13 protein-coding genes are annotated in these 12965 nt (G+C 73.0%); 8 read left to right on the top strand and 5 right to left on the bottom strand.

Going from position 1 to position 12965, the window contains the following annotated elements; genetic code table 11:
* Positions 1-81: 81 nt before the first annotated feature.
* Positions 82-924: a DUF3027 domain-containing protein gene (locus tag O7600_RS21250; protein WP_281589935.1), complete on the top strand. Its 843-nt coding sequence runs from the start codon at positions 82-84 to the stop codon at positions 922-924.
* 4 nt (positions 925-928) lie between these two features.
* Here the strand turns inward: O7600_RS21250 and O7600_RS21255 are convergent, their stop codons facing one another.
* Entirely contained in the window at positions 929-1189 is a 261-nt protein-coding gene (locus O7600_RS21255) for a DUF2530 domain-containing protein (protein WP_091583294.1), read from the bottom strand.
* Positions 1190-1240: 51 nt separating this feature from the next.
* Here O7600_RS21255 and O7600_RS21260 point away from each other — a divergent pair, with 51 nt between their 5' ends.
* The 5 genes from O7600_RS21260 to thpR all read left to right on the top strand — a co-directional run bounded on the left by O7600_RS21260 (position 1241) and on the right by thpR (position 5840).
* Complete coding sequence (locus O7600_RS21260; protein WP_281589938.1) at positions 1241-2764, top strand: NCS2 family permease; 1524 nt, start codon at positions 1241-1243, stop codon at positions 2762-2764.
* 61 nt (positions 2765-2825) lie between these two features.
* Complete coding sequence (locus O7600_RS21265; RefSeq protein ID WP_281589940.1) at positions 2826-3275, top strand: MarR family transcriptional regulator; 450 nt, start codon at positions 2826-2828, stop codon at positions 3273-3275.
* Between the two features lie 69 nt (positions 3276-3344).
* Complete coding sequence (locus tag O7600_RS21270) at positions 3345-4631, top strand: MFS transporter (RefSeq protein ID WP_281589942.1); 1287 nt, start codon at positions 3345-3347, stop codon at positions 4629-4631.
* A gap of 116 nt (positions 4632-4747) precedes the next feature.
* On the top strand, positions 4748-5257 hold the full coding sequence (locus O7600_RS21275) for a hypothetical protein (RefSeq protein ID WP_281589944.1): 510 nt from the start codon (positions 4748-4750) through the stop codon (positions 5255-5257).
* 4 nt (positions 5258-5261) lie between these two features.
* On the top strand, positions 5262-5840 hold the full coding sequence (thpR, locus tag O7600_RS21280; protein WP_281589946.1) for an RNA 2',3'-cyclic phosphodiesterase: 579 nt from the start codon (positions 5262-5264) through the stop codon (positions 5838-5840).
* Between the two features lie 102 nt (positions 5841-5942).
* On the opposite strand, the gene O7600_RS21285 is transcribed toward thpR, so the two are convergent.
* From O7600_RS21285 to O7600_RS21300, 4 genes are all read right to left on the bottom strand, one after another.
* Positions 5943-6929 (bottom strand): aldo/keto reductase, encoded by a 987-nt coding sequence (locus tag O7600_RS21285; protein ID WP_281589948.1) that lies wholly within the window; start codon positions 6927-6929, stop codon positions 5943-5945.
* A 63-nt stretch (positions 6930-6992) separates the two neighbouring features.
* Positions 6993-8081, bottom strand: coding sequence for a septation protein SepH (gene sepH / locus O7600_RS21290; RefSeq protein ID WP_281589950.1), 1089 nt, complete (start codon positions 8079-8081; stop codon positions 6993-6995).
* 191 nt (positions 8082-8272) lie between these two features.
* Positions 8273-9400, bottom strand: a complete 1128-nt coding sequence (gene serC / locus O7600_RS21295) for a phosphoserine transaminase (protein ID WP_281589951.1) — start codon at positions 9398-9400, stop codon at positions 8273-8275.
* 259 nt (positions 9401-9659) lie between these two features.
* Positions 9660-10766 carry a citrate synthase 2 gene (locus O7600_RS21300; RefSeq protein WP_091583263.1) on the bottom strand — a complete coding sequence of 369 codons (1107 nt, stop codon included), beginning with the start codon at positions 10764-10766 and terminating at the stop codon, positions 9660-9662.
* Positions 10767-11038: 272 nt separating this feature from the next.
* On the opposite strand from O7600_RS21300, the gene pdxH reads away from it, so the two are divergent.
* A complete protein-coding gene (pdxH, locus tag O7600_RS21305) occupies positions 11039-11668 on the top strand; it encodes a pyridoxamine 5'-phosphate oxidase (RefSeq protein WP_281594223.1) in 630 nt (209 codons plus the stop codon).
* Positions 11665-12957, top strand: a complete 1293-nt coding sequence (locus tag O7600_RS21310; RefSeq protein ID WP_281589954.1) for an MFS transporter — start codon at positions 11665-11667, stop codon at positions 12955-12957. Before pdxH ends, O7600_RS21310 begins: the two co-directional genes overlap by 4 nt.
* Positions 12958-12965 lie beyond the last annotated feature (8 nt).

Consider the following 12965-nt stretch of genomic DNA (forward strand, 5'->3'; position numbering starts at 1 on the left):
CATCCTCGCCCATCTGCTCCGCGCGCGCCGCATCACCCGGAGAGAACGACTCCGGGGAGTGCCTGTCACCGTTCCAGGGGCATGGGGAACAATGGACCGGTGACCAGGCCCGCCTCCGCCCGCGCTCCCCGGCTCGACCAGGTCTGCGCCGCCGCCGTCGAGGTGGCCCGCGACGCCATCACCGAGGTGGAGCCGACCGACGTCGGCGACCATCTCCAGGCCGTCGCCGAGGGCGACCGGGTCGTCACCCACTACTTCGACTGCCGGATGGCCGGCTACCGCGGCTGGCGCTGGGCCGTCACGGTGACCCGGGTGCCGCGCAGCAAGCACGTCACCATCTGCGAGACGGTGCTGCTGCCCGGCCCCGACGCGCTGCTCGCCCCGGGCTGGCTGCCCTGGCAGGAGCGGCTCAAGCCGGGCGACCTCGGCCCGGGCGACCTGCTGCCCACCCCGGCCGACGACGAGCGGCTCGCCCCCGGCTACCTGCTCTCCGACGACCCGGCCGTGGAGGAGACCTCCTGGGAGCTGGGCCTCGGCCGGGCCCGGGTGATGTCCCGCGAGGGACGTGCCGACACCGCCCAGCGCTGGTACGACGGCGACCACGGGCCGGACGCCCCGATCTCCGCCTCCGCGCCGGCCGCCGCCCGCTGCGGCACCTGCGGCTTCTACCTGCCGCTGGCCGGTGCGCTCCGGCTGGCCTTCGGCGCCTGCGGCAACTTCTTCGCCCCGGACGACGGTCGGGTGGTCAGCGCCGACCACGGCTGTGGCGCGCACTCGGAGACGCTGGTCGAGGCGGCGGCCGAGACGCCGGTCGACGAGCTGCCCACGATCTACGACGACAGCGCGGTCGAGGCCATGTCGGTCAGCCGCGCCCCGGGTTCGGTGGAGGCGGCCGAGCCGGCGGAGCCGTACGGCCACTCCTGACCGGTCAGCGCTGAGGCTGGGCGGCCGCCCGGCGGCGGCGCCGGTTGGCGTCGTGCCGCATCATCGTGGCCAGCCCGGGAAAACCCCACAGGAACCCGGCGAGGCAGGTCCAGAGCCAGTTCTGATGGCCGTGCGCGGTGAGCCAGTCGCGGAAGAAGAGCAGCAGCACCAGGCCGGCCACCGCCCAGGCGATCAGCCCGGCGACGGCGAACGGCACCATCGGCGGGTCGAGCGGCTCGGGCCGCGGCTGCTGCTCTCGGGGCACCGGTCCAGCGTACGTGATCGTCCTTCCCTGCCCGCCGGGTGATCTGGGACGATGCGCGCGACAAAACCGGTCGATGAACCCGATGAGGACCCGATGTCCATTGCTCCGCCGCCGGATCACGGCACGCCGCCCGACCCCGCGCACCCGCGCAACGCGTTCGACCGCTACTTCGAGATCTCCGCCCGCCGGTCCACCACCGGCCGGGAGATCCGGGGCGGGTTCGCGACGTTCTTCACGATGGCGTACATCGTGGTGTTGAACCCGCTGATCCTCGGCGGCGCGGAGGACGCCGACGGGCGCACGCTGGCCATCCCGGCGCTGGCCGCGGCCACCGCGCTGGTGGCCGGTCTGATGACCATCCTGATGGGGGTGGTGGCCCGGTTCCCGATCGCGCTGGCCGCCGGGCTCGGCGTGAACGCGCTGGTCGCCTTCGAGATCGCGCCGCAGATGACCTGGGCGGACGCGATGGGCCTGGTGGTCATCGAGGGTGTGCTGATCGGCATCCTTGTGCTCACCGGGTTGCGTACCGCGGTCTTCCGCTCGGTGCCGACGCAGCTCAAGACCGCGATCGGCGTCGGGATCGGCCTGTTCCTGACCATCATCGGGCTGGTCGACGCCGGCTTCGTGCGGCGGGTGCCGGACGCGGCGAACAGCACCGTGCCGGTCGGGCTGGGCATCAACGGCAAGATCGTCAGCTGGCCGATGCTGGTCTTCGTGGTGGGCCTGCTGATCACGGTGGTGCTGGTGGTCCGCCGGGTCCGCGGCGCGATCCTGATCGGCATCCTGGCCTCCACCGTGCTGGCCGTCGTGGTCGAGGCGATCGGCAACATCGGCCCGTCCTTCGTCGACGGCAAGCCGAACCCGAAGGGCTGGGCGCTGAACGTGCCCGAGCTGCCGAAGCAGGTGGTGGACCTGCCGGACCTGTCGCTGCTGGGCAACTTCAACGTGCTGGACTCGTGGACCCGGGTCGGCTGGCTGGTCCCGCTGATGTTCGTCTTCACGCTGCTGATCACGGACTTCTTCGACACCATGGGCACGATGGTCGCGATCGGCCAGGAGGGGGACATGCTCGACGAGCAGGGCACCCCGCCGCGGGCCAAGGAGATCCTGCTGGTCGACTCGATCGCCGCCGCCGCGGGTGGCGCGGCCTCGGTGTCGAGCAACACCTCGTACATCGAGAGCGCGGCCGGCGTCGGGGAGGGCGCCCGGACCGGCGTCGCCAACCTGGTCACCGGCGTCCTGTTCCTGCTGGCCATGTTCCTGGCGCCGCTGTCGGCGATCGTGCCGTTCGAGGCGGCGTCGACCGCGCTGGTGGTGGTCGGCTTCCTGATGATGACGGCGGTCCGCACGATCGACTGGACCGACTACGAGATCGCCATCCCGGCGTTCCTCACCATCGTGCTGATGCCGTTCACCTACTCGATCTCGAACGGCATCGGGGCCGGCGTGATCAGCTACGTGCTGGTGAAGCTGGCGAAGGGCAAGGCGCGGGAGGTCCACCCCCTGCTGTACGGCGTGGCCGCGCTCTTCATCCTCTACTTCCTGCGCGGGCCGATCGAGTCCGTGCTGCTCTGACGCTGGTGAGCCTGGTCATAACGCACGTCGTTAGCCAGGCTCATTAGTTAAGCTAACGAGTGTGACGGAGCGGACGGTGACGGCGAAACGCGTGCCACCGGCGCAGCTGGCCCCCCAGCTGCGAGATGCGATCACCCGACTCAACCGGCGGGTCCGACAGGCCCGGCCGGTCGGGGACCTCACGGTCACCCAGCTGTCGGCGCTCACCAGCCTCAAGCTGGCGGGCGCCCTCACGCCACGGGAACTGGCCGACGTCGAACGGGTGCAGCCCCCGACGATGACGAAGATCGTCGCGAAGTTGGAGGAGCGCGGCCTCGTGCAGCGCACCCCCCACCCGACCGACGGACGGCAGGTCATCCTGGCGGCGACCGAGGGGGGACGGGCCGTGCTCGACCAGTTCGAGCGGGCCCGCAACGAGTGGCTGGCCAACCGGCTGGCCGCGCTCAGCGAGGAGGAACGCGACACGCTCCGGCGGGCCGCGGACATCCTTCAGGCAATCGCCCGCGCCTGACACCGCGTCGCGCGGTTCGCTTCGTCCGTTGTGGATGAGGCGTACCCGACGCGAGGAGGCGCACCTAGAGTGCAGGCCAAGCTGAGCACGATGTTCCAGTCCCTACGAGTCCGTAACTACCGACTCTTCGCCACCGGGCAGCTGATCAAACTGATCGGCGTCTGGATGATGTTCATCGCCCAGGACTGGCTCGTCCTCGAGCTCAGCGACAACTCCGCGACCGCGCTCGGCGTGGTCACCGCGTTGCAGTTCACCCCCGTGCTCCTGCTCACGCTGCTCTCCGGCCGGCTCGCCGATCGCTACGACAAGCGGATGCTGCTCTTCGTCGCCAACGCGTTCTGGACCGTGCTGGCGCTCGGGATGAGCCTGCTGGTCGTCACCGGCGTGGTGCAGCTGTGGCACGTCTTCGCGTTCGCCGCCCTGCTCGGCGTCGCCAACGCGGTGGAGACCCCGGTCCGGCAGGCGTTCGTCTCCGAGCTGGTCGGCATGCCGCTGTTGCCGAACGCGCTCTCGCTCAACGCGGCCGTGTTCAACTCCGCCCGGATCGTCGGCCCGGCCGTCGCCGGTCTGGCCATCGCCGCGTTCGACGTCGGCCCGGTCTTCCTGGTCACCGCGCTCAGCTCGATCGCCCCGCTGGTCAACGTGGTCCGGATGCGCCCGGCCGAACTGCACCGCAAGGACCTGCCGCCGGCCGGCGAGCGGGACCAGGCGCGGGTGGTGGACGGCCTGCGCTACGTGGCGCGCCGCCCCGACCTCCTGCTGCCGATGGTCGTCATGTCGGTGATCGGGATGAGCCTGTTCAACTTCCAGCTCACCCTCGCCGCGCTGGCCAAGACCGTGTTCCACACCGGTGCCGCCTCGTTCGGCCTGTTCAGCACCGCGCTGGCGGTCGGCGCGCTGGTGGGCGCGCTGGCCGGGACCGGCCGGCGCAGCCGGCCCTCGGTCTGGCTGGTGCTCGGCGCGGCGATCGGCTGCGCCAGCTTCGGCACCCTGGTCGGGCTCGCCCCGGCGTACTGGATGGTGGTCTCGCTCCTGCTGCCCACCGGGTTCTTCATGGTCTTCTTCGCCCAGGCCGCCAACCAGCGCGTGCAGCTCGGCGTCGACGCCTCCTTCCGGGGACGGGTGATGGCGCTGTGGGTGCTGGTGTTCCTGGGGACGAACCCGGTCGGCGCGCCGATCATCGGGTGGGTGGCCGAGCGGTTCGGCGCCGGCGCGAGCATCTGGATGGGTGGCCTGATCTCGCTGGCCGCCGCGCTGCTGGCGCTCACCTGGCAGCTGCGCCGCTCCGGCGCCCGGCTGCGGATGCGGGTGCTGCCGATGCCCCGCTTCTACGTGGTGTCCCCCGGGGCCGAGTGAAAGGAGGGGCCCCCTCTTAACGCATTCGGTAGAGGAGGGGCCCCCTCTTAACACCCGTACCAGTCGGATTCCCGGAACGGGTGGCAACCGGGTGCGGCAGGGCTTAGCGTCGATGTGTGGGATTGGGGCAGGAGCTGCTACTCGCGCTGACGATCCTCGCCGTCTGCTGCCTGCCCGCCCTGATCGCGCTGGTCTTCTGCGCCGACGAGATCCTCGACCGGGTCGCCTGCGGCTGGGCCGACTGGCGCGACCGACGCCGCGAACGCCGCACCATCGCCCGACTCGACCGGGCCATCGAGGCCGAGGCGCTGACCCGCGACATCGACCTCACCGAGTTCGACCGGGAGGGCCGCCGCCCGCTGGAGCAGCTCGCCACCGACCTGCGCCGGCTCGGCGGCCACCGGCTCACCGCCGCCGACCGCCCGGTGGTGTGGCACGGCGCGGTCATCGAGGCGTACGACGAGCGGCTGCGGGCCGCCTGCCGGGCCCTGGGCATCGCCGAGCACCTGGCCGAGCTGGACGGCGTCGACCGGGAGATCGAACGGGTACGCGTCGAAGGGCTGCTGCACGCCGCCGGGCTGACGCTGCCCGCCGCGCGGGCGGCGCACCACCAGCGGCACCGCTGACCGGGTGCGTCTCTTCGCGGCGGTCTACCCGCCCCCGGCGGCGGTCGCCGACCTGGTCGAGCGGGTCACCCGGCTGCGGGTCGGCGCCGCCTCCGCCGCCGGCGTCGACGTCTGGCTCGCCGACCCGGACCACCTGCACCTGACGCTGGCGTTCCTGGGCGAGGTGCCGGACGACCGGCTGGTCGACGTCGAGAGCGCGCTCGGGCTGGCCGCGCAGGCGTTCCGGGACGGCCGGAGTGGTTCGCCGTTACTGCGTCTCGGCGGTGGCGGCAGCTTCGGCCGGGGGCGGTCCACTGTGCTCTGGGCAGACGTCCGCGGCGACGTGGAGGCGCTTGACGTCCTCGCCCGGCTGATCCGGGACGAGCTGCGCGGGGCCGGGCTCCCGTACGACGAGAAGCCGTTCCGGGCCCATCTGACCATCGCCCGCCCCGGCGACCGCATCCCGCCCGCCGACGTCCACGCCGACCGCGAGACCCTGCACCGGTACGCCGGCCCGGAGTGGCCCGCCGACAAGCTCACCCTGGTCCGCAGCCATCTCCACCCCACCCCCCACCACACCCCCCTCACCACCTGGCCCCTCTGACCCGCTTCCGTCCCCGGCGCCCCCGGCGATCTTGCAGTTGTGGCCCCGGCGTAACGCGCGAAACGGGCAGACCGAGGGCGCAAACCGCAAGATCGACGGGGGTTACCAGGCCCAGGCCTCGGGGCCGGGGCCGCCGTTGCCGATCGGGGGGAACAGCTCGTCGAGGCGGGTCAGGGTGGGGTCGTCCAGGTGGACGTCGAGGGCGCCGAGGTTGCGGTCGAGTTGGTCCATGGTGCGCGGGCCGACGATCGGGGCGGTCACGCCCGGCCGGGACAGCAGCCACGCCAGCGCCACGTCGGCCGGGTCCTGGCCGAGGTCCGCGCAGAGCTTCTCGTACGCCTCGATGGTGGTCCGGTGCTCGGCCAGCGCGTCGGCCGAGCGGCCGCTGGCGCCCCGGGCCGCGCTGCCGTCGGCCATCTTGCGGATGATCCCGGAGAGCAGCCCGCCGTGCAGCGGCGACCAGGGGATGATGCCCAGGCCGTAGTGCTGCGCGGCCGGGATCACCTCCAGCTCGACGTGCCGGGTGAGCAGGTTGTAGATGCTCTGCTCGGAGACGAGGCCGAGGAAGTTGCGCTTGCCGGCGGCGGCCTGTGCCTGCGCGATGTGCCAGCCGGCGAAGTTGGACGACCCGACGTAGAGCACCTTGCCCTGGGCGACCAGCGTCTCCATCGCCTGCCAGATCTCCTCCCACGGCGTGGTCCGGGAGAGGTGGTGCATCTGGTAGAGGTCGATGGTGTCGGTCTGGAGCCGCCGCAGCGAGTCCTCACAGGCCCGGATGATGTGCCGGGCGCTCAGGCCCTGGTCGTTGGGCCACTCGCCCATCTTGCCGTAGACCTTCGTGGCCAGGACGACCTTGTCGCGCCGCCCGCCGCCCTGGGCGAACCAGCGGCCGACGATCTGCTCGGTCACGCCCTCGCCGAGCTTCCAGCCGTAGACGTTCGCGGTGTCGAAGAAGTTGATCCCGTGTTCGAGCGCCCGGTCCATGATGGCGAAGCTGTCCGGCTCGTCGGTCTGCGGCCCGAAGTTCATCGTGCCGAGACAGAGCCGGCTCACCGACAGACCGGTGCGTCCCAGGTTCGTGTACTCCATGGGTCCACCCTGGCACGCGGGCACTTCGAGTGCCTTGTCGACGAGCCAGGGCGGACCGGAGGATCAGGAGGACTCGCGGGCCGCCGGGCCGCTGCCGAACAGCACGTCGTCCCAGCTCGGGAGCCGCTTGCGCGGCTTGCCGGCGGCGTCGGTGGACTCGTTGCCCGAGCCCCCGGACGCCGACGCCGGACCGGTGCGCCGGGGCCGCAGCACGGCCAGCGACGGCACGGCCGGGATTTCCTTCGGCGCGTCCGAGTCGTCGTCGAACGCCGAACCCTGCCCGCCGCCGAGGAGCGCGGCGGCGCCACCGGCGACCGCCCGCTGGCGGGGGGCGTCCGACCCGGCCAGCGCGGCCGGGGACCGGGTGTCGAGGCCACGGCCGGACGTGCCGCCGAGCGGCCGGTCCAGCGAGGCGAGCAGCGCGTCGCGGCCGGCGCGGATCGGGTCCCGCCCCGGACGGGGGTGGTCGGAGGCGGCCGGCAGGCCGTGCCCGCCCCGGCTCGGCTCACCACGCGACGGACCGGGCAGCGCGTGGCCGCCCCGCTCCGGTGCCGGCTCCTGGCCGAGGATCGGCGTCGGACGCTCGGCGCACAGGTATTGCGCCATGTCGTCGTGCGGGGCGACGTTCTGCCGGGTCTTGTCGAGATCCCACACCGCCTGGGCGGTGGCCTTGCCGGACGGCCAGGTGGCGATGATCCGCCAGGTGCCGTCGTCGCGGCGGTAGGCGTCCCAGGAGATCTTCTCGGTGTCGATCCCGTGCTGGGCCAGCCGACCGTTGACCACCTCGGCCAGTGGCGTGGGCTTCTCCGCGCCCTTGAGCCGGGTGCGGCGGGCGTGCTGGGCGAGCATGGCCCGCTCCTGGAGCACCGGGCCGGCGTAGCGCAGCACCCGGTCGACCGGCACGCCGGCGATGCGGGCGACGTCCTCAGCGGACTCGCCGGAGCGGATCCGGGCCTGGATGTCGCGCGGGGACAGGGACGGCGTCGGGTCGGTGGCGGACGGCACCACGGCGAGCGGGGGCGCGCCCGGCTCGGCGTGCAGCGCCGAGGCGATGCGCTCGTCTATGGGCAACGCGAGCAGGCGCCCCACCTCGTCGGCGAGCACCAGGGCCTGGCCGTCCTCGGAGAGGGCGACGAAGCGTACTGGGCGCATGGGCTTGCCTCCGTCCCGCTTCGCTGGCCGTCACGCCACGGGAGCCGGCCACCCGGGCGTCTCGCACCACCGTACGCTCATCTACCCGGACATGGGGACTGCGACACCCCGGCATGTCGCGACTGAGCTGCGGCAATGATCACGGTGGGTGGCCGCCGGAGCCCCGACGACCACCCACCGTGACGGAACGATCAGAGTCGCTCGACCACGTAGTCGATGGACGCGGTGAGCGCCTCGACGTCGGCCGGCTCGACGGCCGGGAAGAGCGCCACCCGCAGCTGGTTGCGGCCGAGCTTGCGGTAGGGCTCGGTGTCGACGATGCCGTTGGCGCGCAGCGCCTTGGCGATCGCGGTGGCGTCCACCCCGTCGGCGAAGTCGACGGTGGCGACCACGTTGGAGCGCAGCGCCGGGTCCGACACGAACGGGGTGGCGAACGACGAGCGCTCGGCCCAGCCGTACACGATGCCCGCGCTCTCGGCGGTGCGCTTGGCCGCCCAGGCCAGGCCGCCCTGGGAGTTCATCCAGTCGGTCTGCTCGGCGGCCAGGAAGATGGTGGCCAGCGCGGGGGTGTTGTACGTCTGCTCCAGCCGCGAGTTGTCGATCGCGGTGACCAGGTCGAGGAAGGCCGGGATGTAGCGACCCGAGGACTTGATCTCGGTGGCCCGGGCGAGCGCGGCCGGCGACATCAGCGCCAGCCAGAGGCCGCCGTCGGAGCCGAAGCACTTCTGCGGGGCGAAGTAGTAGACGTCGGTCTCGGCGACATTCACGTCCAGGCCACCGGCGCCGGAGGTGGCGTCGACCAGCAGCAGCGAGCCCTCGTCGGCGCCCGGCACCCGGCTGATCGGCACCGCCACGCCGGTCGAGGTCTCGTTGTGCGGGGTGGCGTAGACGTCCACGCCCGCCTCGGCGACCAGGGACGGCGCGCTGCCCGCCGCGGACTTGCGCACGGTCGGCTCGCCCAGGAACGGGGCGTCGGAGACCGACTTGGCGAACTTGGCGCCGAACTCGCCGAAACTGGCGAACTGGGCCCGGTCCCGGATCAGGCCGAACGTGGCGACCTCCCAGAACGCGGTGGTGCCGCCGTTGCCGATCACCACCTCGTAGCCCTCGGGGAGGGAGAAGAACTCGGCCAGGCCACGGCGCAGCCGGGCGACCTGGTCCCGGACCGTCTTCTGCCGGTGCGACGTGCCCAGGTAGCTGGTGGCGACGTCGGCGAGCGCGGAGACCGCGGCCGGACGGACCTTGGAGGGCCCGCAGCCGAAGCGTCCGTCGGCGGGCCTGAGGTCGTCGGGAATCCGGATGGTCGGTGCGTCAGCCACGGTTGTCTCGATCCTTCCGCATGGGCGAGGGCGGGCCCTTCCTGCGGGCGCGGACCGGCGACCGGCTCGTGCGTCGGGCGCACGGGACGGCCGGGATCCGAACCCGGCCGGCAGCGCTGCCGGCCTTCATCCTCGCACCCGACCGGCCGCGACCGGCCGCTGGTCCCACGCCCGGCCCTGAGGCGTACGCCACAGCGCGGGCGTTAAGAAGGGGCCCCGCCTATGCAGGATGCGTTAAGCAGGGGCCCCTCCTTACACCTCAGACGCCGTGCGGGATGGCGTCCCAGCCCTCGACCTGCTGCGGCTTGCGGGTGCCCGGGCCGACGTAGGTGGCGGACGGGCGGACCAGCCGCTGGAGCTTCTTCTGCTCCAGGATGTGCGCGGACCAGCCGCCCATCCGGGCGCAGGTGAACATCGAGGTGAACATGTGCGCCGGCACCTCGGCGAAGTCCAGCACCACGGCCGACCAGAACTCGACGTTGGTGGCGAGGACGCGGTCCGGGCGGCGGGCCTGAAGCTCGGCCAGGGCGGCCTTCTCCAGCGCCTCGGCCACCTCGAAGCGGGGTGCGCCCAGCTCCTTGGCGGTGCGCCGGAGCACGCGGGCGCGCGGGTCCTCGGCCCGGTAGACCCGGTGCCCGAAGCCCATCAGCCGCTCGCCCCGGTCGAGCACGCCCTTGACGTAGCCCTCGGCGTCGCCGCTGCGCTCGACCGCCTCCAGCATGGTCAGCACCCGGGACGGGGCGCCGCCGTGCAGCGGGCCGGAGAGCGCGCCGATGCCGGAGGAGATGCAGGCCGCGGCGTCCGCGCCGGTGGAGGCGACGATCCGGGCGGTGAAGGTGGAGGCGTTCAGGCCGTGCTCGGCGGCCGAGATGAAGTAGGCGTCGACGGCCTTGACGTGCCGCGGGTCGGGCTCGCCCCGCCAGCGCTTCATGAACCGCTCGACGATCGTCTCGGCCTTGTCGATCTCCTTCTGCGGCACGGCCGGCAGGCCCAGCCCACGCGCCGACTGGGCGACGAAGGAGAGCGCGGTGACCGACACCCGGGCGAGGTCCTCGCGGGCCTGCTCGTCGGAGATGTCGAGGAGCTGGTTGAGACCCCAGTAGGGGGCCAGCATGGCGACCGCGGACTGCACGTCGACGCGGATGTCGCCGGAGTGCACCGGCACCGGGAACGGCTCGGCCGGCGGCAGGCCGGGGCCGAACCGGCCGTCCACCAGCAGCGCCCAGACGTTGCCGAAGGAGACCTGGCCGATCAGATCCTCGATGTCCACGCCCCGGTAGCGCAGGGATCCGCCCGCGCGGTCGGGTTCGGCGATCTCGGTCTCGAAGGCTACGACGCCTTCGAGGCCCGGCTTGAAATCGGACATGTCGTCTCCTGGCTTGGGCTCGGTGCGCCCGGGCGGGCTGATCCGGCCCCGCAGCTCAGGCGACCCTCAGGGAAGTGGTTCGTGACATCTTGCCCGGTGGGTAACCAGGTGCGCGACCCGCTGGCGGTGTGCGCCACGTGACATCCCCGCCGGTGGACACCGAGGCGGGGAGGAGAAGACTGGGTGGCGGGGCCTGGCCAGCGTCGGGGGACGCCGGCACGCCCGGGAGAGGGACGGCGAGAGTGACAGGCGACACACCCGCCCCGGCCGGCATGCGTAACGAGTACGCCGCCGACCTGGGCCTTTCCGAACCGGACCTGGCACCGGACTGGCACACCCAGTTCGGCCGCTGGTTCGCCGACGCGGTGGCCCACCCGCTGCCCGAGCCGAACGCGATGGTGGTGGGCACCGCCGACGCCGAGGGCCGGCCCAGCGGACGCACGGTGCTGCTCAAGGGGTACGACCCGGAGGGGTTCGTCTTCTTCACCAACTACCGCTCGCGCAAGGGCGTCGAGGCCACCGCCAACCCGTGGGCCAGCCTGGTCTTTCCCTGGTTTCCGATGCAGCGGCAGGTGACCGTCACCGGTCGGGTCGAGCGGGTCGACCGGGCCGAGACCGAGGCGTACTTCGCCGGCCGGCCGCGCGGCTCCCAGCTCGGTGCGTGGGCCAGCGCACAGTCCGAGGTGGTGCCGGACCGGGCCGCGCTGGACGCGGCGTACCGGGCGGCGGCGGAGCGGTTCGCCGGCGTGGAACCGATCCCCGCGCCGCCGCACTGGGGCGGCTTCCGGGTCCGCCCGGAGACGGTGGAGTTCTGGCAGGGCCGGGCCGGCCGGCTGCACGACCGGCTGCGGTTCCGGCGTACCGGCGACGGGGTCTGGGTCGTCGAGCGGCTCGCACCGTGACGGAGGTCACGAAGACCCGGCCGCGCGGGGCGCGCCGCTGGGCGATCGACCTGCGCCCGCTGGGCGTGCCCGCGTACCGCCGGGTGTGGCTCGGCAACGCGGTGGCGATGTTCGGCTTCCAGTTCACCGCCGTCGCGGTGCCGGTGGAGATGTTCGACCTGACCGGCGGCTCGTTCTGGGTCGGCCTGCTGGGCATCGCCGGGTTCGTGCCGCTGCTGGTCTTCGGGTTGTGGGGCGGGGCGGTCGCCGACGCGCGGGACCGGCGTCGGGTGCTGCTCGCCGCCGGCGCCCTGCTCTGGGCCGCCACGCTGGGGCTGCTGGTGCAGTCGCTGGCCGGGGTGGGCAGCCCGATGCTGCTCCTGCTGCTGGTGGCCGTGCAGACGGTGGCGTTCGCGATCACCTCGCCGGCCCGCAGCGCGATCCTGCCCCGGCTGGTGCCGGCCGAACTGGTCCCGGCCGCCACCACGCTGAACTACACCACGTTCACCGCCGCGGCCGTCTTCGGCCCGCTCGCCGCCGGCCTGATCTTCGCGGCCTGGCGGGTCGACGTGGCGCTGCCCATCGCGTACGGGGTGGACGCGCTGCTGTTCACCGTCTCGCTCTGGGCCACCCTGCGGCTGCCGGCGATGCCACCGGAACCGGACCCGGACGGCGGCGTCCGCAAGGCCGGGCTGGCCAGCATCGTCGACGGTTTCCGCTACCTGGCCACCACGCCGGTGCTGCTGCTCTCGTTCGCCATCGACCTGATCGCGATGATCCTGGCGATGCCGCGGGCGCTCTTCCCGGAGCTGGCGCAGGAGCGGTTCGGCGGCGGCGCGGCGGTCGGCTGGCTCTACAGCTCGATCGCGATCGGCGCGATGCTGGGCGGCCTCACCTCCGGCTGGATCGGCCGGGTCCGCCGGCAGGGGCTGGCGCTCACCGTGGCCGTGGTCGGCTGGGGCGTGGCGATCGCGTGCGCCGGGCTGGCCGGCCAGCTCTGGCTGGCGGTGCTGCTGCTCGGTGTGGCCGGCGCCGCCGACCTGGTCAGCGCGACGCTGCGGCAGTCGATGCTGCTGGTCTACGCGCCGGACCGGATGCGCGGCCGGCTCCAGGGCGTGAACACGGTGGTGGTGGCCGGCGGGCCACGGCTGGGCGACCTGCGGGCCGGCACCATGGCCGCCGGTTTCGGCACCGGGTTCGCCATGGTCGGCGGCGGTCTCGCGGCGGCCGTGCTCGCGACGCTGCTGGTGGTGGCGTTCCCCGCGCTGCTGCGCTATCGCGCGACCACCCACTCCGACGACGGTCGCTGACGGTAGGG

The organism is Micromonospora sp. WMMA1998, from assembly GCF_027497375.1.
Lineage (GTDB): Bacteria > Actinomycetota > Actinomycetes > Mycobacteriales > Micromonosporaceae > Micromonospora > Micromonospora sediminicola.

Excerpts from the sequence above, each read along its gene's own strand:
- O7600_RS21250 (WP_281589935.1), top strand. The coding sequence starts at position 82 with ATGGGGAACAATGGACCGGTGACCAGGCCCGCCTCCGCCCGCGCTCCC.
- O7600_RS21260 (WP_281589938.1), top strand. The coding sequence starts at position 1,241 with ATGCGCGCGACAAAACCGGTCGATGAACCCGATGAGGACCCGATGTCC.
- O7600_RS21285 (WP_281589948.1), bottom strand. The coding sequence starts at position 6,929 with ATGGAGTACACGAACCTGGGACGCACCGGTCTGTCGGTGAGCCGGCTC.
- sepH (WP_281589950.1), bottom strand. The coding sequence starts at position 8,081 with ATGCGCCCAGTACGCTTCGTCGCCCTCTCCGAGGACGGCCAGGCCCTG.
- O7600_RS21300 (WP_091583263.1), bottom strand. The coding sequence starts at position 10,766 with ATGTCCGATTTCAAGCCGGGCCTCGAAGGCGTCGTAGCCTTCGAGACC.
- pdxH (WP_281594223.1), top strand. The coding sequence starts at position 11,039 with ATGCGTAACGAGTACGCCGCCGACCTGGGCCTTTCCGAACCGGACCTG.